Below are 23,221 nucleotides of genomic sequence, written 5' to 3'. Positions count from 1 at the left end.
CTCTTAACTTGTTAACATATTAACTGAAATCATTATAACGTAAACGAACAAAAAAAGCGACCTTCCTTCATTGATTCCTAAAAAAAGAGCATGACAACTGCCCACAAATGCAGACCTGTCATGCTCTTGTCCTCTTTTTTTTAACAGTTCCAACCAAATACTTCGATTTGTGTAAGAGCTGGAAACGGGGAATCATCCTCTGCTTTTTGTAGCTCTTTATAGGTTAGCTTAGTCGTTTCTTTTTTCGGAAAACGAACTTCTTGAAATGACGCCGTATTTGTCGTTTCCACCACCAGCTCTTCTCCATCAGCAAAGACCAAGGTCCCTTTGGTCCAATAGCTATCATGGGGATAATCTGCCCGTAATAGAAAACGAACCCGATCGATCAAGACAGGACGACCAAAATCAATGGTCAATGCAGCATCGGCTTGCTGATTGATGCCCCAAGAAGCAAACGGATACGAACCGTGGGATCGGTTGCCATATTTTCCATCGATCGCATTCTTGGCAAAAAAGACGGAATCATCTCGCGTCTCCACATTCGCTGAAGCATGAGGATACGCCCCTGTCGCTGACTTTTGATCATGGGCATTGAAAGATAAATTTTGATAATTCGTGATCTCAAACGCCTGGGCTTTGCGCACCATCAGGTGATGGCGCTGCGAGGCAAAGGCCGTTTCCACCGAGGACTTTCGATGAGATTCCGTCCAAGGGATCTGATATTCCCAAGTGGATTGGGAAAGATAGATCAGTGATGGTGCTAAGGTTTCATCAAGCTGAAGGACATAATACGGATTTTCCCCTGTCACCTCAACGACGATTTTATCTCCTTCCTCATAGAGATAGTTTTTAATGGCTAATACGGCCAAATCATCACCAGAAACTTGAAACGGCGCGGGTTCTTTTTCATGGTCGATGCGACCAACAATCACCTGGTCCTGCTTATTTTTTATTGCTAGCGTAATCATTTGGATCGCTCCTTTCTTTTTCTACGATACCACCGACTAAACAAATCAAACGGTGCTTCCCTGGCAGGATATGCTGTGCTAAGTATGGAAAACTAGTTCTTGGAAAAAAGACGGAGGTATTGGCTTCTGGCTGAACAATACTGGCTTGTTGATAGCCTTCGATGTTGATGATTTGAGAACAAAAGCCTTCTTCACTGACTCGACTCCAGGTCGGTCCTGTTTGGGCCTGAGGCAACCGTCCGATTAGCGGTACACTAAACCCGCCCTCACGGAGGTCCAACGAAATCGTCGTCGTCAACTCGTGCACGCGCACATGCCACTGACCAAAGGGATAAATCTCAGTTTCAATCACTACCTCCTCAAAGGGTGCCCATTGGTAAAAGACCCCTTTTTCCGTCACCCGATAATCCCTGACTGCGCCCTTCGTGCGAAAATAGCTGCCATCTCGAGCAATAGCTAATGTGCTATCGAAGGCGCCTTCGGCATACGTGACGCCAGCTTTCGGGACACTGAAACCAAGTTTGCTCGAATAGACGAATTTGCTGTATTTTGCTTGAGCATGGGCTTGCTGTTCAAGCATCAAGCCTGCAGGATACCCCAACAGATGATGGCTTTTTTCATTGTGCACCAGCAACATATTGCCTTTTTCAATCCGTTTTTGCGGCTCTCTTTTGATTGGCTCAGGTTCAGCCCGCCAAAAAGGATGCGTTTCTGCGACCGCTAAAAGCAAAAAGGTCTTCAGCCCCCAATAAGGCGAGCCTAGTGCATTATACCCTTCTGCCATTACATGATTTTCATAGTGGTACCCGATGGACAAGCGACCATCGAAAGTGAAAATTTCTTGTGCCATCCAATTGCGCAAGTGCTTCGCCAGTAGTCCTCGCACCTGTCCCCATGGGATCGCTTCGACGTCTGCGAAAACCAGTGCCGAGAAAAACGCCCCTTGCGCAAACCGATAAGTCAGGCTGCGGCCATAGGGCAAGGCTTCGCCATCTTCATCAAAATAATAGACGAAGTCTTGCGCAAATAGCGTGGCTCGCTCTTTAAAACGCTGCGCCCATTCTGGATCTTCGTCTTGCATAAATGTAGCGTAAATCAAGCCGTAATAATGAAACGCAAAAGGAATGTAGTAATCTCGCTGCGTCGTTTTCCCGTCTACGTACCAACCATCGCCAACGTACATGGAATCGATCAATGCCAACTCTTGGGACAATGCGTCTTTTGCCAACGGTTCCCCACAGTGAAACAAGGCAACGCGTATCAACACTTTGAAGAATGTCCAGTTGTTCTTAGGAATCTTGCACTCAAGTGCTTGGGAAAGCCAAGCCACTAGCTTTCGCTGGTTCTTCTGCGGCAACGATGTCCAAAAAGCGTCCTTTTGCAACAATAGGGTCAATGACAATGCGGCTGCTTCCACGATGTATTGATCATAATCCGTGATCCTTCCCCAGTAAAATGCGTGTTCAGGATCTGTCCCCGCTATCACTTTTTCCACATAAGCTGCTCGTAACGGATCATCTGGGCAAACCCTCCAATAAGGCGCCAGCCCCCACAAAGGACGCACAAGCGCTTCCATCTCAGCCCGTGTTCGGTCATACACGGCCCCACTGCTACCTAGATTCAATCCTGGATAGTCATCTGCCAAGATCGCTTCTCGCAAAGGAGCGATCATATCTTCCAATGCCCGCTGATAATCCAGACGCGTCAAAAATGAATTCTCTTTGATTGCCATTTGCTTCATACGCCATCTCCTTCTGTCAATTTACAGAACAGAATAGCAAGCAACGGCTTTTTTATCAAGCGATCTTCTACTGGCAATACTGCTGAAAAATGAGAAAAGATTTCGAGGGATTTTTGACTTAACCTGTTAACAAATCTTTTAGGATTGATTCTCTTCCCTTCTTTTTCTTTTAACTAGCAAAGTTAACTTAGTCTATATGAAAAAATTATGATAAATCATCCATAGTGCTCTGACTTTTTTTCATAATTTTTTGCTAACCCTTTTTTGTCTAGATGAGGGCAGCGTCAGTTATACTATCAACCTTTTTTCACTAGAAAAAGACACCCTAAAGCCTTAAGTCAGAAGCCTACCACTTCTTCTCAAAAGCCCTTAAGATGTCTGATTACTGGCCATTTCTCTTGTCAAACAGCGAAAAAACTATTCTTCGACCGCGACTTTGTCCCACCAAGAAGTGGCGGTCTTTTGGATCACTTCATTCAAGTCTTCGATGTGCTGTTTTCCAGTACTTGCTAGCCATTCTTTGGCTGCTTCTGTTCCTTGTTTTACAAAGGGTTCAACACCATCTTTCCACGTTGCCCGGCCGCACAAGACGCCATTGAAGGTGGAGCCAGCTTCTTTGGCAAAAACCAGCGTTTCTTGGAATAAGCTAGCCGATACCCCTGCACTGAGAAAAATAAACGGCAGATGCGTCGCGTCGCTTTGCGCTTTGAAATACGCGGCAGCTTCTTCCTTGGTATACACGGCTTCTTCCTTAGCAAAACCTGCCACATAATTCATGTTGACTGGTACTTCCACTTTTAACACATCGACTTTGTACTGCGGTTTTGAAAATTCCTTCATCAATCCGATGACTTTTTCTGGTTTGCGTTGCGCATATGCTTTTGAGTCGACTTCAGGCAGCTTAGCATCATAGGAAAGGACTTCTAAAAAGAAGGGCAGATCAGCCGCTTGGCATTCACTGCCGAGTCGTTCCACAAAGACATGTTTCAACTGATTGATCTGGGCATCTTCATCTACATCATAGTAAAGCAAAAATTTGATAGCATCTGCGCCAGCTGCTTTTAATCGCTCAACCGACCATTGCCCTAATAAATCAGGCAAACGCCCCGGCGTAGTCGCATCATAGCCGGTTTTTTCATACGCCAGCAAAAGCCCCGCCTCTGGATCACGGCTTTGCGCAGCTGCCAACCCATATTCTGGATCTAATAAAATAGAAGACGCGTAAGGGGTCAATTCTTGTGAGACTAGCGTTTTAAACTGGCTGATTTTCTCTGCATCAGCCTCCACGCCAAGTGCTGCCATCATTTTTTTCAAGGCACCTCGTTGGTCGATCGCTAAAGCTGCGATCACTCCTTCTTTCGTTGACAGGCGATCCATCGCTGCTTTTTTGGCTTTCGTTACGGTTGCTTTCATTAAAATTCCTCCTTTTTTGTCCATGCCAAAGAATCAACCGCTTTCACTTTTTTCAGCGTTGGCGAAACGGTTGTCAGCACGTATAAAAATGTCTATTGATGAAGCCGTTCGACTGATTGACCACCGCACGTATCGACTTCGTACACGAAAAGATACGTGCTCGTGGTGGGCTTTCTCAGTCATCGTTAGTTGTTATACGGATGAATCGTCACGCCTTTGACCACCCGATTGACGGTACGCGTTGGCGAAGGTGTGTCGGGTGTATTCCCGACTTTGATCGATGCCAGCAGTGCGATCGTTTGTGCAAAGACAATATCTGCTAAGGCAAGATAACCGTCTGGCAATGATGTGTCATCTGGAAAGAAAAAGTTTGTTCCTGAGAAATTCACAGCTGTCGGCTGTCCGATAGCAGTCACTGCGGCGGCGATGCCGTCGCTCTTTAATTCTTCCAACATATCAAGATCATACTGCCGCGTGTAGGACGTATTGCTGACAAAGACAAAGACGAGGGTTTGATCATCTACGAATGATTTCGGTCCATGACGGAAGCCCATCGAAGAATCGAACACGGTGGCGATTTTTCCCGCAGTCAGTTCCAATACTTTTAGCTGTGCTTCCCTGGTCAACCCCGACAACGTGCCTGACCCAAGGTAAACGATCCGCTTAAAGGAACGGTCCGTCAGTACTTGGAGTTCTGTTTCTCTGTCGATCACTTCTTGCCCCAATCGGCTAAGGGTTTCAACATAATGCCTCTTTTCTGTCAGAGGCGTCTGGTCAAAAATCAGCAGTGCGGAAAGAGCCATGCAAGAAAAACTTCCCGTCATTGCAAAGCCAGCATCATTTGACCTCTCAGGCATCAATAACAGATAGCTCGTTTCATCAGCGGCAGCTTGTTGTGCCAAAGATCCGTCGGCTGCACAAGTGATCGTCAAATGATAACTGTCGGCAACGAATTGATCGACGATTTTGACCGCTGCTAAACTTTCTGGTGAATTGCCGCTTCTAGCAAAAGAAACGAGCAGTGTTGGTTCATCCGCAAATAAAACTTGTTCTGGAGCTGCGACAATATCCGTCGTAGCAATACTTTCAAAAAGATAATCCGCAGTTGCGCCCGTCTTATTCAAGTAAGGAACGATCGTATCTCCAACATATTGCGACGTCCCCGCTCCCGTGAAGACCACCCGAATGCGTTTATCCGTCTTTTGCTTGATGGTACGTAAGAAAGTCGCGATCGCCTCTTGCTTTTCTTGATAGATCGTCAAGGTTTCTTGCCAAAGTTCTGGCTGTTGTTTGATTTCTCTTGTTGTAATCTCCGCACCTAATTCTGCTAATTCCTTTGTTGACAGTTGAAACATCTTTCTTCCTCCTAGCTACTGTTTTTCCAGTATGTATTCCCAGTGACGGTGCGAGGAGCGCTTGTCTTGGATGAATGCTTAGCGATCACCCAAAGGGCAAACTTCCCCGACCTCACTGGTTTTGAATACACGCCTTTTCTTTGCTCGAGTGGATCATTTCAGACTGTCTAGGAAATGCGCTACTCGTCGTTACGCAAGTGGCGGACTTTGTATCTAAATTGGTCTGCTCGGGCAACACTCAAGGTGTATTCGATCACTTCATTTTCAATATTGAACGTGCTGCGTACCAGGTTCAACACTGGCGCACCTTCGTGGATTTTCAGCAATGCCGCATCTTTCGCACTGGCAATGCTGGCAAAAAATTCTTCGTCCGCGAGGCGGATCACTTGATGAAAATCTTCATGGAAGATGTCGTACAATGGTTTTTGCTCGATCATCTCACTCGTTAAATGCATGAAGCGTTTGACCGGCAGATAAGAACGCTCGATCATCATCGGTTGGCCATCAGCAAGACGCAATCGTTTTAACTTGTAGATCGGCTCGCCGATGGAAACTTGCAACTGAGTGGCAAAATATTTTGTCGCTTCCATTTTTTTGAATGCCAATACTCTAGTTTCTGGTTGTTTTCCTAGTGCTTTCATCTGTTCGGTAAAACTATACGAACCTGATAAATTGGTTGCCTGCTTGCGGATATCCGAGACAAAGGTGCCTTTGCCATGTTGGCGATAAATATAGCCTAATTTTTCTAACTCCTGTAGAGCCAAGCGAACGGTGGTCCGACTTAATCCGTAGCGCTTTGACAGCTCTCTTTCTGAGGGAAGCATTGTGTCTGCTTCCATTTCATTTTCGATTTTTTCAATCAGTAAATTTAACAATTGATCGTATAATGGTTGTCGATTTTTATTGATATTCATAAGCCCCTCCAAACTGGTTACTACCACATAACGAGTGTACTATTTCCCGATAGGCGTGTCAAACAATCGTCTACAGGGGCTCTGTTTCCTGAATTTGTGTCTTTTCACGCAGGAAAATGAACCAATTGCCAGCACGAGCTAAGCTGAAAAGTCAGCTGTTGCTTGCTTAGCAAAACTCCTCCTACGTGTTGCGCCGTTTCTTCTGCTAGCTTGCTTATTGCGGCCAAATGGATGGATACAGGCCAAAGCCAGAACCGATCAAGCCGATCACTAGCAGCAAAGCGATACATTTCAACGGCGTCCAGCCGCGTTTTGATAAGAAGAAATACAGCATCAATGTGATGGTCAATGGAATCACTTGCGGCAAGATCCCATCGAGGATTTTTTGAATATCGATCGTCACAGGCACTTCGTTGACTTTGTTAAACGTCAATTCATATTTGCCGTTAGCCAGTTCGTTGACCGCCGCATTTTCTTGCAATGTGTCAGTCAATTGACCATTCTCATCCGTGGTATACAGCATGTCTTCGTAAGCGGCAATGGCTGCTTGATCATCCACGATCGTCGTCGCTTGCGTCACTTCATTGGTAGTGCCATTAGGGATCTGAATATCCAAAGACGTCGCTCCATACACGCAGGTCAAGGAGCCAACAACAAAAATCCCTAAAATACTCGCTGCTCGGGTAAACTCTTTGGCATTTTCCGTTAAGATGCCAATTGCATCTGTCCCTAAACGATAGGACCAGTGCATCAAGAAGTACCGCAAACCAAATTGGGCCGCATTGAATACCAGTAAGAATATAAACGGTGCAGCGATATTGCCGCTGATCGCCATATTGGCTGTGATACCCGCCGTGATTGGTACCAAGGTAAACCAGAACAACGCATCACCGATCCCGCCTAACGGTCCCATCGCGGCGACTCGCACTGCCCGAATCATGGGAATATCGGCTTTGTTTTGTTCCATCGATAAAATGATCCCCATCACAAAGTTCACCAAAAATGGATGGGTATTGAAAAACTCTAAGTTATGGCTCATTGAAGCAGCCAAGTCCTTTTCATTTTTATGGATCTTTTTCAAGCCCGGTAAAATACTGAATAACCAGCCTCCTGCCTGCATTCGCTCATAGTTGAAAGAGGCTTGTAGAAATAAGGAACGCCAGACCATATTGTTCAAGGTCTTTTTATCCAGTTGTTCTGCGGGCGCTTGTTCGCTATAAGAATCGGGAATATTATATGCCATCTTCATCGCCTCCGAAATCATAGGTATTGGCTGCTGCTACTTTAAACTTGGACTGGATTTGATAATCCCAAAAGGCTAATGCAAAACCGATAAAGGCTAGAATGATCAAGGCTGGTCCTTGCAAGGAAGGTGCCGCCATTACGATCGTGGCTAAACCAAACCCCATAAAGAAGAAGCCCCACATTTCTTTGGAAACCATCACTTTTAGTAAAATCGCAAAACCGACATACCGCATCATGCCCCCAGCTGCGCCGAGCCCACCCATCAACCATTGAGGGATCGCTGCGACCGCCTGATTCCCGAAAGCAGCACCGCCGATAAAGAATAAGACCACGATCAAGCCGAAGATCGTACCAAGACCCGCCATCGCTAAATAATTGATTCGATCAATCCCCTTCGTATTGGCATCATGGGCGTAGCTGTCGGCTTTTGACATCACTGGCGACATTAGTGAGAAGATAATCGTCACCCCATATTGCCCCAGCAAAGAAAACGGAATCGCCGTAGCAACCGCTACTGTGGGTTCCAGCTGCAGCGTGATCGCTAAGATTGCTGCCATAATTCCGCCAATCACCGCATTTGGCGGTTGCGCACCGCCCACCGGCATATTGCCGATCGTCATTAACTGATACGTTCCGCCAACGATCAAGCCGGTTTGAAGATCTCCAAGAATAAGTCCGATAACCATCCCAGTAACAATGGGTTGGTACAATGATTCTAAAAAACTATATTGATCGATCGCGGCAATGAATGTGACTATGAAGACTAAAATGATTTGAAAAATCGTGTAATCCATTTTCTTTCTCCTTCCTTACCTCTGCATTACTGAAACAATTTCTTTTCATCTTCAACAGGTGTCGTTGGAACCCGCTGGATCACTAATTGCACCCCCATTTCCTTCAGTTTTTTAAAGGCATCGACATCTGCTTCATCGACGGCAACTGTCGTAGCAACCTGTCTTTTCCCTTCTGACATATGCATATTCCCAATGTTCAGTTTCTTGATCGGCACCCCACCTTCAGCTAATTTCAACGCATCTTGCGGATTTTCAACCACCATGAAAATTTTTTGTTTTGGTGATGCTTTATGAATGATCTCGATGGTTTTTTGAAGCGAGAAATACCTCGTTTGGACGCCAGCTGGCGCCGCCATATCCATCAACCCTTGTCTGACTTTGTCTTTGGCGACCTTATCATTTGCCACTAAAATTAGATTTGCCCCCAACGTACCGTTCCACTGTGTGGCAACTTGCCCATGAATCAACCGATTGTCGATTCGCGTCAATAAAATATTTGGTTCTCCCATAAATATGTCCTCCTTCTATTTACTGCATGATTTCTGCAACCGCACTACGTTCTACTTCAATCACCGTTCCCGATTTCACCCTTAGATCCACTGTCTCTTTCCCAAGTGCTTGAATCTCCCCAATAATGCCGCCGTATAATTTGATTTTCTGCCCCTTTTTCAAGGACTGCTGCAATTCAGCGAGATAGCCTTTTTGCTTTTTCAGATGTTTCCCATTCAAGAAAGATGAGACTGCCAAAAAGAGAAAGAGAAAAACAAGCACCACGATTGAGGCTGCTAAGATCATTTCCCACATGTTTAAATTCCTTCTTCCTCATTGATTTCCTCATGGCCTTTGATCTTTCCGTGAAAAATACCGGTCTTGCCAATCTCTGCCAGCTCTTGGCAAAAACGCTCTGGATCAGCTGCTGTATATCTAGTCAACGAACCTTCCACTAGCATCAGTAGATTGCTGCCGCCGATGACCTCGACTTGCGGGTCCTCATTGGCAGCGGTCATCGCAACATTAAAAGGGGTTCCGCCCACAAGGTCTGCACAAATCACGACCCCATCACAGGTTTCCTTTAATTGATCGATAGCTCCTTGCAACTCTTTTTCAAAGCCAGCTAACGGATTTTCCTCTAAAAACGGCACTGCTAGAAACTGTTCTTGCGGCCCTGCAATCATCGCAAGCGCATTTTCCATCCCTTGCGCAAATCCTCCATGACCTGTTAAAACCAAACCAAGCATCTTATGTCCTCCCCTTATTCTCAACTGGTAGTAACCACATATCCAATATAAACGCTTTCATTTTGTCTGTCAATAAAATTTTTGTTTTTATATAAAAATGTCTTTGTTATCTTTAAATACGAAAAAGAGCGCCAAAACAATGATTGTAAAACAATAAACTACTTGATAAAGGTATTTAAATTCATCAACAGCACGACAATAATGTTATTTTTAACTAATAAATCCACTGGTTTTTGTGTCCTGGTATCTAAAGAACCAGGAGTCACTCCACCATTCATCGATACAACAATCAACGTTGTTAAATAAAGGAACTATTAGCAAATTTGCTGCATTAATAAAAAAAACAGTTAGGTATAATCCCTAACTGGTTTTGATCATCGCCAAACTCATTTTCCATTATGCGTTTTATTAAATTGTATTGCCATTTTTTTAAGAATAATTCATGTTATTAACTTAAACAGGTTAGAAATAACATGTTGCCTTATAATCCTGAAACTTTAAGAATATAAAAACCACCCATACTAACAGATCTCATATAAAGCTTATCTTGGTGGAGCCGATTTACTCTAAATACACTGTTTTCACGTGAAACAAAAAAACCTAACCAACCAGCAGGATCGCTGTTTGATTAGGAAAGAGGCACTGCTTTATTGTTCGGTCAACCACGTGCGCGAGTGTTCGACTTCTTCATACGTTAACTGATGACTTGGGGTCCAAACGGTTGAAAGGACTGCGCCCCGTGAGGTGAAGATCTCTTGGACGTAAGCACTGTCAGCTAGGGAAACGATCGGGTCGTTTCTGCCAAAACTCAGAAACACATGAGTGTCAGGCAAGGAATTCGTCGGTACATTCTCGACTGGATACATGGCGTGGTAGAGGATCGCTTTTTTGAAGTGGTCGCTATCATTTAGTAATAAGCGAATGGCAATGTTGGCGCCATTGGAATAACCCACCAGTACCACTTGCGCTAACGAAAAGTGGTGTTCTTTGGCGGCTTGCCGAATGAAATCGGCTAATTCGTCGCCGCGAAGTGCTAAGTCGGCTTCATCATACACCCCTTCAGCCAGGCGTTTGAAGTAACGGGGCATGCCGTTTTCTAAAACGTTCCCGCGAATACCTAATAGTGATGCTTGGGGATCAAGGGCTTTGCCTACTTCCAGCAACGACTGTTCGTCGCCACCAGTGCCGTGGAGCAGCACCAAAACTGGTGCGTCGGCTGCTCCTTGTTGGTAGATTGCTTTCATCGAAGTTCCTCCTTTAACTTGGTCGTTTGATATCGAAAATCTCCCCAATCGTTGCGTAAGAATTTCCCGCTAGCCGGCTGACTGCTTGTAAGGCACGGGGATCGATCTTGCCGTCTTGATAGACATCCTCTGCAATCTGGTAGCCGACGACTTCCAACAATAAGAGATCGGCAGTGGTCTGCTGGTCTTTTTTGATGGGTACGTGCTGATGCAGAATCGTTTCTAAGCGGACACTGGCTTCGTTCAAGCCAGGAACGGCAATCATTTTCGATGTCGTTGTGGTAAATCCAGAAACCGTCAACTCGCTTTGGTCTGCGGGCAATAATGCCGCGGTTTTATTGGCCTCTTGGACATTTGTTTGATCCAAAATATGCACAACGGCTTCTTTCGTCGCCAACAGATTGCGGGCGGTGTCTTTCAGTTCCCCTTCTTTGCGCTGGATAGCCAACGAGAGGATCACGGGTTCTGAGCTGACGATGTTAAAAAAACTGAATGGGGCGATGTTGACGATACCATCGGCTGATTGCGTACTGACCACTGCCACTGGCCGTGGAATGATGGAGCCAATCAGTAGTTTATAATTTTCTCGTTGGGTCAAATCCTTGGGATCTAAATAGTGCATACAGCGTCTCCTTTTCTAAACCGATAAATCTGGCAAGCGATCCTCGATCTCTACACGGCGGCTTTCAAATTGGGCTGGCAGCATCAACTGCTGTCCCAGCGTTTCTAATGGTTCATCAACGAAAAAGCCTGGGGTTTCTGTTGCGATCTCAAAGACGATGTTGCCCCGCTCTTGGAAATAGACGGCTTTGAAATAATTGCGGTCTTTGATTTCAGTGACTCCGTATCTTTGATCGTACAAGTACTCTTGCCACTCTTTTTGCACTGCTTCCGTTGGCATAGACCACGCGATGTGATGGACGGTGCCGACACCCCAGCGCCCTGCTGGCAGTGCTTCATGGGGCACGACGATCTCATGAGCGAGGGTGCCTGCGGTATGAAGATGGGTGCTTTTCTCTGTTTTGTTAAAAATGTTCAGTCCTAGATCATCTGCCAGCGTTTGAATGGTCGCTTCTGGTTGTGCCGAAAGCAAGACGGCCCCATGAAAGCCTACAATCGCTGGTGTTTCCGCCGATTCTTCGGCTTCGACTAACGCCAAAGACAGGTCATGCTGATCATGAAGTTCTAAAGTTGGCCGGTCAAACAATGTACTTTCTTGGACAGTTACTTGATGTTTCGCCAAATGTTCTTGCCAATAGTCACTGCTACCTTTAGGAATACGAAAGGCGATCGTGCCGACTTGTCCGCTTCCTACTCGTCCAGGATGGGCATTTGCCCAAGGGAAGAAAGTGATGATGGTCCCATTTTCTAACGCTTGATTGCTGTAATAAAGATGATACGTGTAGGGATCATCAAAATTGACGGTTTGTTTGACGAGGCGCAACCCCAACACGTCACGGTAAAAGGCAACGTTCGTTTGCGGATCGCCTACGATGGCTGAAATATGGTGGATCTGTTGAATGGGTTGCATACTATGTGCCTCCTTAGGCGCGTTTTGTATTGAAGGGTTTGATGACTCCTTCGATGTATTCACGGCGATTTTCTAAAAATGGTGCCAATGATAAGGATTCACCCAATGTTTCATACGGCTCATCCCCCATAAACCCTGGTTCATCTGTCGCTAGTTCAAAAAGAATATGGCCGATGCGCACATACAACGACTCAAAATAGTAGCGATCGACATAGCCAGAGTTGGCCAATCCCAAGTTATCAAAGACTTCTTGCCAGACTGCTAATGAGTCATGGTGGGCTAAACGAAAAGCGACATGATGCACTTCGCCGTCCCCTTGTTGTGCTTGTGGGCTCGTGGTATCTTCCACTAAAACGATTTGGGCGCCATTGCCGCCTTCACCGACTTCTAGCAAATAGCGATTGTCTACTTGATCAATGGTTTTGAAATCAAAGACGGATTCCAGCAGCCCTTTGAAATCTGCCAAATAAGAAACAGACATTTCAACAGGACCTAAGCCATAAATCGCAAACTCAGTAGGAACGGGTCCTTTTTCCCAAGGAGTACCAGCTTTCACGCCAGTATTGTGTTCATCAGAGATCAGTTGATAGGCTTGCGTATCAAAATCCCAAAAGCGCAACACTTTTTTCCCAAATTCGGTGGTGATTGCCTCGTGTTTTACCTCACATTCATCAAAGCGTGCGGCATAATAATCAAGGGCTGCATCACTGGGTACTCGAAAACTGGTGCGGGTGATCGAATTGGTTCCTTTGCTACCACGAGCGGTATTGGGAAAATCAAAGAACGTCATGGTCGTTCCCGGTGTCCCTAAATCATCCGCAAAGTAAGTATGATACGTATAAATGTCATCTTGATTGACGGTTTTTTTCACTAAACGCATCCCTAACACATCTGTAAAGAAATGGTAATTCCGTTCCACATCACTTGTCATAGCCGTCACATGGTGTACCCCTAATAATTGGTCTTGTTTTCTCATTTTCTTTTCCTCATTTCTGATCGTAAGTTATTTTTCGTAAAATTGTTTTTAATTGTTGCAATTCTTCACTGCTGAGTTCGGAAAAACTCGCCGCAATCTTTTGTGCATGACTGGGAAAAATTTTCTCCATCAACGCCCTGCCTGCTTCCGTAATACTGACGTATGTTACCCGTTGATCTTCTTGGCTAGGTTCCCGTTGCACGCAGCCTTTTTTGACTAATTGATCGACCACGTAGGTTGTGGAGCTGCTGGCGATCAAGATTTTTTCCTTGATGGCTTGCGTCGTATGGGTGCCTTTATGGTAAAGCAACTCCAGTACGGAAAACTCTGTGATATTTAAGCCATAACAACGGACATCCTTTTTTGCCACTTGTTCCAAACGACTCGCCGTACGCAGCAAACCGATGTATGCTTTGAGCGCTTCTTCTTGATGCGCCATTTTCCTCACCTCTTTATTTCGAATTCGAGATAATCATAACTTACTTTTTGTAAGTTGTAAAAGGATATGCTTTGGTTATTTAAGAAAATCATTCAATGCTTATTTTTTAGAGATAAAGAACACTTAGACACTAACGAAGGTCCCGCCTTTTTTCTATGAACCCGCCACATCTAAGAAAAAAAGCGGAACTCATGAAAGGTTCCATAAGTTCCGCTAAATATATATTTTACTGAAGAGGATTCGATCCATTCCATGTACCGATCAATGAAGCGCTGATTCAGACGCATACTTGTCCTTTTTAAATCATTGTGGTCGGCTGCACCTGCTTTTCCAAAGCCAGCAGCCACTTTTTGCGTTCGATCCCGCCACCATAGCCGCCGATGCTGCCATCGCTATTGATGACGCGGTGGCATGGAACGATCAACGCCAATTGATTTTTTCCGTTGGCATTGGCAACAGCTCGGGTGGCTTTTTCATTGCCGATTCGCTGTGCCAATTGTTTGTACGAGTATGTTTCTCCAATCTTCATTGCCAACAGCTGCTGCCAGACGGCTTTTTGAAAATCAGAGCCGATCAATGCGATGGGTACCGTGAAGGCAGTTCGATTCCCTGCAAAATATTCCGTCAGTTCTTGTTTGAGTTGCTGAATGATTGCTGTTTGCTGGGGAATGATCACTGCATTCAAACGGCTTCTCAAAACAGCAATCTCCGTTTCTAGCCCTCTGCGATCCACGAATTCTAACAAGTAAAGCTGCTGCTGGTCGCTGATCGCCAACATCGACCCCAGCTTGGTCTCAAGCCAAGCAGAAGAAAGAATCGTTTTTTCGCGGCTGTTGGAAGGCAACTCCCCCATAATCCGAGAAAACGCATCTCGAAAGCCGTTGCCAGAATCGAAACCGGCTTCTAATTGCGCTTGGATCAGCGGTTCTCCTTCACGAATCTGCTTAAACGCTAATCCTAAGCGGCGTGCACGGGAGTATTCGATAAAGGTCATGCCAAAATATTTTTTGAATTGTCGGCGTGCGGTATTGGGATGGATCGCTAGTGCTTCAAAATCTTTGTCGGTCCACTTTTTCTCTGGGTTACTCTCCACGGCTTCCACCAGGCTTTTCACGTCAGGGGATAAGTGGCTAGGTGAGCTGAGCGGGCGACATCGTTTGCAGGGACGATACGCCGCCAGCAGCGCTTCTTGTGCCGTCTGAAAAAACTCGCAATTTTTTTTGAGCGGTTTTTTCGCTGGGCAGGTGGGACGGCAAAAGACGCCGGTGGTTTTTACCCCAACGTAAAAAATCCCTTCATATTGGGAATTTTTTTCAATCAGCATGTCGTAATAGTGGTCCCGTTGTCGGCTATCTTCAATCATCTTGCGCATCCCTCCCTCTTTTCTACACTTACAAAAATACTTCGTGCCTGTCCAAACACACGATCAACCAATGTAGCAGTCTGCAATGGCAGTTCGAAAATTTGCCCACATCCTTCTGATGACATACGATCACCCTTTCCTCTGAATGACCTTAGTGTACAAAAAATGGACTTGGCACATCCCATAAAAATTAACACCAATTTTTTAAAAAGGATCGAAGGCAGTTGCCCTCCGATCCTTTTGATTTCCAATTTGCCTGTTTTTCAGCGAATCTTAAAGCGGCACCTACAGGAACCTAGACCGTCGCCTTCTGCTTGACTTGCAGGGCACTTTTTTTCCGCAAGACTCGTTCCAAACGGGGGCGATTGTAGCGTTGGATCATGATAAATGGGCAGTTAGCCAATAGCGCATAGACGATCATCACCCAGCCCGCCCACGCAGGATTCCAGAGGAAAAAGAACGGTGCTGGAACCATCAGCAGCCAATGGGTCAGCTCTGCTCGGCGTGTCTCGATGACGAATTTTTCCAGATAGTCCTTTTGCTGTTGAGCCAAGCGGGATTTGTCAAAGCCTTTTTTGGCAATCACAGTGCCGTCGGGCAATTTGTCTTTCCACTGACGAATACGAAACACCTCCGACCAGATCCTACCGCCTTTTTCAAAGGCAAAAGAACGGAACCAGTTGGCATGACGTTCAAAAAAGGCATCACTGACTTTGCGCAAGCCAAAGGAGATGCCTAGATGTAACAGCAGCCAAGCCAAGCTGTCTGTAATGAGCAAGAGCAGTGGGGATAAGGTGATCAGCGGCATGTGCATCGCCTCCTATAAATTGATTTTGCGTCCTTTCCAGTTCACGGATTTCAACAAATGGGTTTGGATCCACGACCAACCAAATAAGCCTAGGAAAAAAAGAAAGTAACATGGGAAAAAAAGCAACAGGATTCGGTTGAAGTTGCCGACACGGCGGGCAAAGCACAGAGTTTGTCCAAAATAAGCAGCATAAAAAAGCAGTCCTAGCCAAAGCGGTTCCATCAGAAATGGTGCCGCCAGTACCCCAATGCCGCCGCTGATCCACAAGATGACGCCCGCCATAATCAAAGGGTGAGTGGATTGCGAAGCAGTGGCAAAGTCCTTAGTCCAGCCTTGAACAAGTTGACGAACACCCGCTGGATACATCCGAAAGGCCACCAAGTCTTTTCCACCATACAAGGCGATCGGCAAGCGTTTTTTCTTAAAGCGTCTCGCTAATGCTAGATCATCTAAGATTCCTTGTGGCATGTCCTGATGTCCATTGGCTTGAAGGTACGCAGTTTTGCTGCACAAAATACACGGACCAAAGGCGCCGCCAGCTGAGAGTTTTTCGCCTACGATAGAAAAGCGGTTCAACCCGACAGGTAAGACGACATTAAAGACGGCAGACAGTTGTTCATACAGGCGCTTCGTTTGATGATAGGGCTGCACCGAGAGCAGTCCTTGTCCCGATCGCTCCTCATACACAGCGAAAAGACGCTCTAAGCCATCTTCTGCTAGAAAGAAGGTATCGGCATCCAAAAATAATAGATACTTGCCCACCGCTTGTGAGGCGCCTAACCAACAAGCCGCCGCTTTCCCAGCAGAATCAGCAGTGGTTTGCAAGACCGTCGCACCGAAGCCCTTGGCACAGGCGATCGTCTCGTCTTCCGATCCGTCATCAACCACCAAAATCTCCACAGGATGAAGGGTTTGCTGCTGCAAGGACGCCAACAATTGCGGCAAATTTTCTGCTTCATTGCGGGCGGGGATGATGATCGACAGTTCTCCCCTCTCCGTCAAGTCTTTGGATGCGGCTGTCTCCTTGCGGGTGGGTATCGTCGGCAGGCGGAAAAAAATCAGCCAGCCTGCCAGCCAAGCAGCGCAAATACCAGCGAGCAGCAGGTACACAGTCATCATCCTTTCTTGTCTTAGTGTTCTCTTTTGGTGATCATCTCACTGACTTGCTGGCCACTGAGGGTCACCATCGGCATGCCGGCACCTGGATTGACCGTACCGCCAACGAAGTATAGATTGTCGTAGCGTTCGCTGTGTTTCGGGTGTTTAAAGCCATGATTTTTCTTGCGATTAGAGACCGTGCCGTAGATGGCGCCACGATGTGACAAATAATTCTTTTGGATATCTTCGGGTGTCCAGCGGTCTTCATACACGATGTGCTTACGTAGATCTGTTAAACCCATGTTTTCCAGCTTGATCAAGATCCGTTCACGAAAGGCATCGTATTCCGCTTCCGTAAAGGGTTTATCCTGCAAATAAGGGATATGAGGCAAGATTTTGATGTTCTCATGCCCTGCCACTGTTTGCGAAGGATCGGTTTTGTTGGCATTGACCAAATAGATTGTTGGATCTTCTGGCAGCTGATGCTGATGGAAATTTTGATCAAAGTTTTCTTTTGAGGCATTTGAAAAGAAAAAGTTGTGATGGGCCAATTGCGGATAGGAGGTTTTGACCCCTAAGTGCAAGACAAAACCAGAACTTGCTGGTTCAAATTTTTCTTCCAGTTTTTGAGTAAAGGTCGGCGCTTCTTCTAACAGCTCTTCATAGGCCGGGATCACTTCCATGTTGGAAACAAAATAGTCGGCTTCGATCAACGTGCCATCATCCAAACGAGCGGCACGGATCTGTTCCTGTTCAACGATCAATTTTTCCACTTTGTGTCCCGTGTGGAAGGTCACACCGATCTCTTTTGCTAAGCGAACGATGCCTTCGGCTAAACGATGCATCCCGCCTGGCACGTACCAGACACCTTGGGCATGCTGCATATAGATCATCATGTTCAAGACGGCTGGAGCGTCATAAGGAGATGAGCCGACATACTTGATAAAATAGCTCAGCATGTCTTGCAGCTGCGGATTGCTGACACGTTTTTGAATAGCATCATGCATCGAAGAGAAATAATCAAACCCTTTCAGTGCTTTGATCACGCCATGATACTTCAAGATTTCTTTCGTGGTATCTAAGCCTTTCTCAAAATAGCCTTTTTCTGTGATTTCATAAATCTTTTGCGCATAGTCCAAAAAGTCTTGGTACTCTGCCATGTCTTTTTCCGACAAGTGCGGGTTTTCCTTTGCCATACGTGCAAGATCGCCATAGAGATCGATCTTGGTGCCGTCAGGAAAAAAGGAGCGCCATTCCAATGGCAATCGGCGAATCGCAACATAATCCGCCATATCGCGATTGCTGCCAGTAAATAATTTTTCGAAAATCTGCGGCATCGTCAAAATTGAAGGACCTAAGTCAAAGCCGAAGCCGTTTGTTTCCAGTCGGTTCAACTTGCCGCCTAAGTGTTGATTTTTTTCATATAATGATACATCAAAGCCATTTTGGGCTAATGAGACCGCCGCTGATAGACCACCAAGTCCGCCGCCGATCACTACAACTGTTTTTTTCTCTTTCATTGAATTGCTCCTCGTTTGCTTTAATGAACGACCCTATTTAGCCAAACCTTCTCGTCAAAACAGACGGTTGCGTCTCACTGCAACTGCGTGTCTTGGCACTGTTTTGGCATTGACCACTTGAATCAAAGGATCGTTTTTCTAGATAATTCTATAGTATCACACCTTTGAAAAAATGACGGGGATGAGCCTATCGGTCAACTGATGCTGCTTTGTCCTCGTCCATGATTTCAGCAAATGAAAAAACAACCTGCTGGCAAAGAATGGAAACCCAGCAATTTCGCCCAATTCGGAAATATTCTTTTTATAACAACAATTATCAGAATATTTGAACATTTTTGACGTTAATACCAGCGAAAAACAAATCTTCGTATGGTTACGAAAAAACGCGTTTGAGCCAATTTGGAATATCCTGTACATTGAATGTAGCGAAAGTCCTTCCCCCAATCATTTTAAAAAAACAAACGGACCTTCTCAGTAAGACATTGCTTAACAGTGACTGTTTTTGATAATGACACGTATTGTCGCTTTTTCCTAACACTTATAAGGAGTATTGATATGAACTTAAAAACGATCCAATCAGCCGAAGAATATTTAAACTTTTTTGACGAAGAATTTATCCACTCGCCCTGTTCTTATACTCATCCGAAAATCTTTAATTTTTATCTCTCTTTGCGCCAACGATTTTTGGCGATCTATGAACAAGAAGAGGGTACTTTTTTCGAAAAAATGTCGTTGCTACTAGATATCGACGCACAGCTGCAAATACTAAAAGAACTTTATGTTTTAAAAATTTCTTCTTTAAATGAGTATGCGGAAGAAGAGATCATTCAGCTGACGGTCAAAGACAAAACCTGTTTCTATCGGGAATTGACCGGCCTTCAGCTAAACCAAAAGGCGCCTTGGAGTTTGATTTACTTAAGTGAAGCCCAATGAGTTCGCCCACATCGATCGATTGAATTGAAAACCGCTGGTTCCAAAGGCTTGCATCCGTACCTGATGCACTCCCCACTTCCCCTCCCCACACTCCTGCACAGCTGCGGAGAGTCAAGCCATTAAAAAAGAAAGCATCTTTCCTTCTCACTGTTTAAGCAGTGAAGGAAAAATGCTTTCTTTTCATGTAAAAGGCCCTTTCTAGCAGCTCTTTAGGTCAAAACATAATGGGAAACTAGAAGAGGTCTTTTAAGGCAAATTGGCGGGTGACGTTAGGATTGATCCGTTCAAGCAGTCGATTCCAGTCAGAAGAAGAAGGAATCGTTTTGAAGACGATGCATTCAACGATATCTCGAAATTCGGTCGCATGCTCGGCATAGTTCGTCACTAGCAAATCGATGGCGTTTTGTTCTAAATACTGAGCATTGACTTCCCCTGAGTCAGGATAAAAGACTTGATGGGATCGGCTAAAATAGCGGTTAGACCAGCCTTCAATGTACTGAACGATATTGTTATTTCCTTCGAAGATAAAGGCGATATTTTTTCGGGGAAACCAATGACGTTCTCGAACAGACTCGATATAAATCACTAAGTTTGCACAAAAATCCGTCAGATACTCCTCAGAATAAAGGTTGTGGTACTCGCGACTATTTTCTAAAAACTCTCGGTAAGCAGCAAACTCCTTAGGAAAGGTTTTCTTAATAAACGCATTCACATCATAGATATTGCGATTGGCAGACGTGGATAAGCACTCCTTCAATTTAGCAGAGGTAAAAAAGGATTCAATCAGAATCTGATCCTCTTTGGGCTTTTTCGACGATACATTCAACATCTGATAAAAATCGTTGGTCAACGTGCGGATCTCTGTCCAATGATTATACGAAAGACAAAACTTTTGTTCGACGATCACATTTTGCAGTTTTTTCTTTGTGATAATACTAACAAATAAGAAGATAAGTTCATCGTTCGTCAATCGACATTGAAAGTACTTTTCAATGACCCCATTGATTCGTTGAAAATGCATCAACTGAATACTGTGTCGCAAGGCGTGGTACAATTCGGTGTTGATTTGCACAGTCTTACCTTGCATAAATCGCTCAAGCGAAATATAGAGCAGATACGTGTATTGTGAAAATGAAACGGTGTGGTAACTATTTTTGTCAAACATCCTGCCGATTTCCGTTACTGCCTGCTGGACCGCAGCTGGCGGAAATACAGTGTGGGGGGTGCTGTCCGTTTCATAAAAAAAGGTACAGAAGAAATTGCGGATATCTGCTTCTTCCCCAACGATATTCACAGGATCTAATGCTAGCTGGAGATCAAAACGTGCCAGTTGTTCATGAATGCGCTGCAAGTACTTCGATAAGGTACTCTTAGATAAAAACAAGCAGTCCGCCCACTCATCGATCGTCTTTAACTCTCCAATAAAAATATTTTCCAATAAAATAAAGAGCGGTTCATTCGCTAAAAGCGAGGCTTTTTTCTTTTCATACTGTGAATAATCAAATAGTTCAAACGAATAGCCTTGATTGGTGGAAGTGATCAGGATCAGCCCACAGAAATACTCGTTGATCTGACTGATGTCTTTGCCAATCGTCCTGGTGGTACTAGTTGTTACTTCAGCCAATTGACTAGCACTGCAAATTTCATTTTTTTCAAATTCACTTAGAATTTGCAGCCATCGGACGGTCGATTTGCTTGTGACAAAACTCAATTGAAAATTTTTCAAACATAAGCTCCTTACTAAAAAATTTCTTTTTTTGCGGCTAAATTACGCATGAAAGGCGCCTAAGCAGTCTCATTATATCGGTTTTCATCCTACATAAAAAATCGGTTTTTTCATAGCCTGATGAAAAAAAGCGTGGATTCCAGACTACTGTTGTATAACAATTATTTTATCGGCTATTGAAAATAGTGCAAGGATTTCGCTTTTGCTTTCCTCAGAGACCACCTAGGGCGGATGCGCGTCTTGCTTCATGCTTGAAAAAGCTGCTGCGTGAAAAAGTTGCTGCGTGAAAAATCGACTATGTTTTCTTTATTTGTCTAAATGTGCCTGATGTTCTTCTCCTCTGTCGTTTCACTTATCGCTTGTCGCTTTCGCTTCGTTTGTACCGAAAAAAAAGAAGCAGTTTGGTTCGAGCTACTGCTTCTTTTTGATTTCGGATAGTCCTCTTTATTTCAGTTCTTTTTTAGCTGCCTGTTGCTAAGCAAATAAAAACTAATGCCTAAAAGGAATACCCCTGCAATAGAGGCTATTTTTGCTTGCTCACTGCCGGTTTTCGGTAATGAGCCTTTGTTAATAGCCGAAACATCTGCAACGATTTTGGTTCTCCCATCGTCTCCAACGGCATCCGAATCTAGCTGTTCTTCATCCAGCTTGTCGTCAGTTTCTCCGATACGCCCTTGGACTTGCACAGAGCGAGTGGCTGCATTCCCGCTCGCAGTTTGTGCATAGCTTTGGCTGGGTGTCACAAACAAAACAAACAGGAGGACGATTAGTACGTATTTCCCTTGAACATGTCTCACACAGTTCCCTCCTCGCGTTTTCGTTTGTTTTACTCAACTACTGGGGCAAAGTTTAGAACCAATTTAAAGCTTGGATTGATCTCTTTTGCATCTTGTTGAGGTGTCGCTGTTCCAGAAAAAACAAACTCACCCACATTTGCGTTGGTTTGATTTGATCCTAATTCAAACAGGTCGGTTTCCACAACATCTACGACTCCTTCGGTAATCAAGTCAATGTCATTGACTGCTAATTGATTGATTGGTTCGATCGTTACTGGGTCAATGACATCCGCTACTGTAGCGATCACTCCTTTTGCAGAATTATTAGTGATCGTATACGTAGGCGAAACGATTTCTTGATGGCCTGATTCTTGCGTCGTATAGAACAAAGCAGTCGTCGGAATCGTTACATTGATCCATTCATTAAGGTCACCTGGGTTTGGTCCAGGGGTTGTGTTGTCAAAGCTGCCGATGATCCCGTTGATTTGGACATCCCCACTGGTTTCTGCATTGATGGATTGTGTCGTCGCTGCTGCGGTCACACCTCCAGCCAATAAAGTCAGTGCTGCAATACTTGCTGATACGATTGAGCTAATTTTTTTCATTCTGTTTTCTCCTTTTCCTGTCAATTAATTATGAATCTTTATCGTCATTGCTGCTTCTGTGACCCCTTGCTTTTCATGTGTCTCGGGGTCATAAATGTTCACCGTCGCCGTGGCTGCATATTCACCTTTTTCTAAGGGACGAGCAAGCTTAGCGGTCAAAATTTGCTGATTTGGATAGATGGCACCCGAAGAATAAATCATTTCCTCGGTTTCATTTAAATGAATGTCGACTGCAATCGGATAAACATTGGTTGCCGGATTGATGATCTCAATGGACCCTTCGCGATCGCCAGCTTCAAAAACCGCAGAAGGATTGATTGTCAGCGTAAAATAATTCGCATCTGCTACCTCTTGCGCTCTTTCAGCGACTTCACGATCGGAAGCATCGCCGATTTCTGGTAAAAGATCGGCACTGATCACAGGAACATTCACTTGTTGCTGATTCCAGTAATAAAAGCCGATACCACCCAAAAAGGAGAGCAGCAACAAAAGGAAAAACAGTTTTTTGTTCTTTTGGTTTTCCACTGTCATTAC

The 23,221-nt window shown here is 44.9% G+C and carries 24 protein-coding genes; 1 reads left to right on the top strand and 23 read right to left on the bottom strand.

Annotated elements, in window-relative coordinates:
* Positions 1-140: 140 nt before the first annotated feature.
* From IGI73_RS01040 to IGI73_RS00950, 19 genes are all read right to left on the bottom strand, one after another.
* Positions 141-968 carry a DUF7402 domain-containing protein gene (locus IGI73_RS01040; RefSeq protein WP_087626764.1) on the bottom strand — a complete coding sequence of 276 codons (828 nt, stop codon included), beginning with the start codon at positions 966-968 and terminating at the stop codon, positions 141-143.
* The gene (locus IGI73_RS01035) at positions 943-2,709 is read right to left on the bottom strand and encodes a DUF2264 domain-containing protein (RefSeq protein WP_428206946.1); all 1,767 of its coding nucleotides are present in this window, start codon (positions 2,707-2,709) and stop codon (positions 943-945) included. The genes IGI73_RS01040 and IGI73_RS01035 overlap by 26 nt, the downstream gene beginning before the upstream one ends.
* Positions 2,710-3,126: 417 nt before the next feature.
* Entirely contained in the window at positions 3,127-4,122 is a 996-nt protein-coding gene (gene lacD / locus IGI73_RS01030) for a tagatose-bisphosphate aldolase (RefSeq protein ID WP_428206947.1), read from the bottom strand.
* 185 nt (positions 4,123-4,307) lie between these two features.
* Complete coding sequence (locus IGI73_RS01025; RefSeq protein WP_074536648.1) at positions 4,308-5,477, bottom strand: SIS domain-containing protein; 1,170 nt, start codon at positions 5,475-5,477, stop codon at positions 4,308-4,310.
* Between the two features lie 179 nt (positions 5,478-5,656).
* On the bottom strand, positions 5,657-6,391 hold the full coding sequence (locus IGI73_RS01020) for a GntR family transcriptional regulator (RefSeq protein ID WP_005226773.1): 735 nt from the start codon (positions 6,389-6,391) through the stop codon (positions 5,657-5,659).
* 214 nt (positions 6,392-6,605) lie between these two features.
* Complete coding sequence (locus IGI73_RS01015) at positions 6,606-7,634, bottom strand: PTS system mannose/fructose/sorbose family transporter subunit IID (protein WP_005226771.1); 1,029 nt, start codon at positions 7,632-7,634, stop codon at positions 6,606-6,608.
* Positions 7,624-8,430, bottom strand: coding sequence for a PTS mannose/fructose/sorbose/N-acetylgalactosamine transporter subunit IIC (locus IGI73_RS01010; RefSeq protein ID WP_128488841.1), 807 nt, complete (start codon positions 8,428-8,430; stop codon positions 7,624-7,626). Before IGI73_RS01010 ends, IGI73_RS01015 begins: the two co-directional genes overlap by 11 nt.
* Positions 8,431-8,456: 26 nt before the next feature.
* The gene (gene agaV / locus IGI73_RS01005; protein WP_005226769.1) at positions 8,457-8,939 is read right to left on the bottom strand and encodes a PTS N-acetylgalactosamine transporter subunit IIB; all 483 of its coding nucleotides are present in this window, start codon (positions 8,937-8,939) and stop codon (positions 8,457-8,459) included.
* Between the two features lie 19 nt (positions 8,940-8,958).
* Positions 8,959-9,234: a preprotein translocase subunit YajC gene (gene yajC / locus IGI73_RS01000; protein WP_413153926.1), complete on the bottom strand. Its 276-nt coding sequence runs from the start codon at positions 9,232-9,234 to the stop codon at positions 8,959-8,961.
* Between the two features lie 2 nt (positions 9,235-9,236).
* Entirely contained in the window at positions 9,237-9,668 is a 432-nt protein-coding gene (locus IGI73_RS00995; RefSeq protein WP_115231572.1) for a PTS sugar transporter subunit IIA, read from the bottom strand.
* Between the two features lie 647 nt (positions 9,669-10,315).
* A complete protein-coding gene (locus IGI73_RS00990) occupies positions 10,316-10,912 on the bottom strand; it encodes an alpha/beta hydrolase (RefSeq protein ID WP_428206951.1) in 597 nt (198 codons plus the stop codon).
* A 13-nt stretch (positions 10,913-10,925) separates the two neighbouring features.
* Positions 10,926-11,534, bottom strand: coding sequence for a flavin reductase family protein (locus tag IGI73_RS00985; RefSeq protein WP_159161122.1), 609 nt, complete (start codon positions 11,532-11,534; stop codon positions 10,926-10,928).
* Positions 11,535-11,549: 15 nt separating this feature from the next.
* Complete coding sequence (locus IGI73_RS00980; protein WP_438759009.1) at positions 11,550-12,443, bottom strand: VOC family protein; 894 nt, start codon at positions 12,441-12,443, stop codon at positions 11,550-11,552.
* A gap of 13 nt (positions 12,444-12,456) precedes the next feature.
* Positions 12,457-13,419 carry a ring-cleaving dioxygenase gene (locus IGI73_RS00975; RefSeq protein WP_428206953.1) on the bottom strand — a complete coding sequence of 321 codons (963 nt, stop codon included), beginning with the start codon at positions 13,417-13,419 and terminating at the stop codon, positions 12,457-12,459.
* 10 nt (positions 13,420-13,429) lie between these two features.
* Complete coding sequence (locus IGI73_RS00970; protein ID WP_010748593.1) at positions 13,430-13,858, bottom strand: MarR family winged helix-turn-helix transcriptional regulator; 429 nt, start codon at positions 13,856-13,858, stop codon at positions 13,430-13,432.
* A gap of 298 nt (positions 13,859-14,156) precedes the next feature.
* Positions 14,157-15,221 carry a bifunctional transcriptional activator/DNA repair enzyme AdaA gene (locus tag IGI73_RS00965; protein ID WP_074934350.1) on the bottom strand — a complete coding sequence of 355 codons (1,065 nt, stop codon included), beginning with the start codon at positions 15,219-15,221 and terminating at the stop codon, positions 14,157-14,159.
* A gap of 295 nt (positions 15,222-15,516) precedes the next feature.
* The gene (locus IGI73_RS00960; RefSeq protein WP_236550361.1) at positions 15,517-16,029 is read right to left on the bottom strand and encodes a glycosyl-4,4'-diaponeurosporenoate acyltransferase; all 513 of its coding nucleotides are present in this window, start codon (positions 16,027-16,029) and stop codon (positions 15,517-15,519) included.
* Positions 16,030-16,041: 12 nt separating this feature from the next.
* A complete protein-coding gene (locus IGI73_RS00955; RefSeq protein WP_428206956.1) occupies positions 16,042-17,148 on the bottom strand; it encodes a glycosyltransferase in 1,107 nt (368 codons plus the stop codon).
* Between the two features lie 11 nt (positions 17,149-17,159).
* Positions 17,160-18,647 (bottom strand): phytoene desaturase family protein, encoded by a 1,488-nt coding sequence (locus IGI73_RS00950; protein ID WP_016609100.1) that lies wholly within the window; start codon positions 18,645-18,647, stop codon positions 17,160-17,162.
* 555 nt (positions 18,648-19,202) lie between these two features.
* On the opposite strand from IGI73_RS00950, the gene IGI73_RS00945 reads away from it, so the two are divergent.
* Positions 19,203-19,580: a DUF7006 family protein gene (locus IGI73_RS00945; RefSeq protein WP_015508783.1), complete on the top strand. Its 378-nt coding sequence runs from the start codon at positions 19,203-19,205 to the stop codon at positions 19,578-19,580.
* 232 nt (positions 19,581-19,812) lie between these two features.
* On the opposite strand, the gene IGI73_RS00940 is transcribed toward IGI73_RS00945, so the two are convergent.
* From IGI73_RS00940 to IGI73_RS00925, 4 genes are all read right to left on the bottom strand, one after another.
* A complete protein-coding gene (locus IGI73_RS00940; protein ID WP_428206959.1) occupies positions 19,813-21,306 on the bottom strand; it encodes a helix-turn-helix domain-containing protein in 1,494 nt (497 codons plus the stop codon).
* Positions 21,307-21,755: 449 nt separating this feature from the next.
* Positions 21,756-22,103, bottom strand: a complete 348-nt coding sequence (locus tag IGI73_RS00935; protein ID WP_428206960.1) for an LPXTG cell wall anchor domain-containing protein — start codon at positions 22,101-22,103, stop codon at positions 21,756-21,758.
* A gap of 29 nt (positions 22,104-22,132) precedes the next feature.
* Positions 22,133-22,687: a hypothetical protein gene (locus tag IGI73_RS00930; protein WP_325844810.1), complete on the bottom strand. Its 555-nt coding sequence runs from the start codon at positions 22,685-22,687 to the stop codon at positions 22,133-22,135.
* A 24-nt stretch (positions 22,688-22,711) separates the two neighbouring features.
* Entirely contained in the window at positions 22,712-23,218 is a 507-nt protein-coding gene (locus tag IGI73_RS00925) for a hypothetical protein (protein ID WP_428206961.1), read from the bottom strand.
* Between the last annotated feature and the right edge of the window lie 3 nt (positions 23,219-23,221).

The sequence above is a fragment of the Enterococcus sp. DIV0755f genome (assembly GCF_051713725.1).
GTDB classification, from domain to species: domain Bacteria; phylum Bacillota; class Bacilli; order Lactobacillales; family Enterococcaceae; genus Enterococcus_D; species Enterococcus_D casseliflavus.
Note: the sequence above shows the minus strand (reverse complement) of the source record. Positions and strands in the feature narration are given on the sequence as shown.

Coding starts and splice junctions, on each gene's coding strand:
- IGI73_RS01040 (WP_087626764.1), bottom strand. CDS start 968: ATGATTACGCTAGCAATAAAAAATAAGCAGGACCAGGTGATTGTTGGT.
- IGI73_RS01035 (WP_428206946.1), bottom strand. CDS start 2,709: ATGAAGCAAATGGCAATCAAAGAGAATTCATTTTTGACGCGTCTGGAT.
- lacD (WP_428206947.1), bottom strand. CDS start 4,122: ATGAAAGCAACCGTAACGAAAGCCAAAAAAGCAGCGATGGATCGCCTG.
- IGI73_RS01025 (WP_074536648.1), bottom strand. CDS start 5,477: ATGTTTCAACTGTCAACAAAGGAATTAGCAGAATTAGGTGCGGAGATT.
- IGI73_RS01020 (WP_005226773.1), bottom strand. CDS start 6,391: ATGAATATCAATAAAAATCGACAACCATTATACGATCAATTGTTAAAT.
- IGI73_RS01015 (WP_005226771.1), bottom strand. CDS start 7,634: ATGGCATATAATATTCCCGATTCTTATAGCGAACAAGCGCCCGCAGAA.
- IGI73_RS01010 (WP_128488841.1), bottom strand. CDS start 8,430: ATGGATTACACGATTTTTCAAATCATTTTAGTCTTCATAGTCACATTC.
- agaV (WP_005226769.1), bottom strand. CDS start 8,939: ATGGGAGAACCAAATATTTTATTGACGCGAATCGACAATCGGTTGATT.
- yajC (WP_413153926.1), bottom strand. CDS start 9,234: ATGTGGGAAATGATCTTAGCAGCCTCAATCGTGGTGCTTGTTTTTCTC.
- IGI73_RS00995 (WP_115231572.1), bottom strand. CDS start 9,668: ATGCTTGGTTTGGTTTTAACAGGTCATGGAGGATTTGCGCAAGGGATG.
- IGI73_RS00990 (WP_428206951.1), bottom strand. CDS start 10,912: ATGAAAGCAATCTACCAACAAGGAGCAGCCGACGCACCAGTTTTGGTG.
- IGI73_RS00985 (WP_159161122.1), bottom strand. CDS start 11,534: ATGCACTATTTAGATCCCAAGGATTTGACCCAACGAGAAAATTATAAA.
- IGI73_RS00980 (WP_438759009.1), bottom strand. CDS start 12,443: ATGCAACCCATTCAACAGATCCACCATATTTCAGCCATCGTAGGCGAT.
- IGI73_RS00975 (WP_428206953.1), bottom strand. CDS start 13,419: ATGAGAAAACAAGACCAATTATTAGGGGTACACCATGTGACGGCTATG.
- IGI73_RS00970 (WP_010748593.1), bottom strand. CDS start 13,858: ATGGCGCATCAAGAAGAAGCGCTCAAAGCATACATCGGTTTGCTGCGT.
- IGI73_RS00965 (WP_074934350.1), bottom strand. CDS start 15,221: ATGATTGAAGATAGCCGACAACGGGACCACTATTACGACATGCTGATT.
- IGI73_RS00960 (WP_236550361.1), bottom strand. CDS start 16,029: ATGCCGCTGATCACCTTATCCCCACTGCTCTTGCTCATTACAGACAGC.
- IGI73_RS00955 (WP_428206956.1), bottom strand. CDS start 17,148: ATGATGACTGTGTACCTGCTGCTCGCTGGTATTTGCGCTGCTTGGCTG.
- IGI73_RS00950 (WP_016609100.1), bottom strand. CDS start 18,647: ATGAAAGAGAAAAAAACAGTTGTAGTGATCGGCGGCGGACTTGGTGGT.
- IGI73_RS00945 (WP_015508783.1), top strand. CDS start 19,203: ATGAACTTAAAAACGATCCAATCAGCCGAAGAATATTTAAACTTTTTT.
- IGI73_RS00930 (WP_325844810.1), bottom strand. CDS start 22,687: ATGAAAAAAATTAGCTCAATCGTATCAGCAAGTATTGCAGCACTGACT.
- IGI73_RS00925 (WP_428206961.1), bottom strand. CDS start 23,218: ATGACAGTGGAAAACCAAAAGAACAAAAAACTGTTTTTCCTTTTGTTG.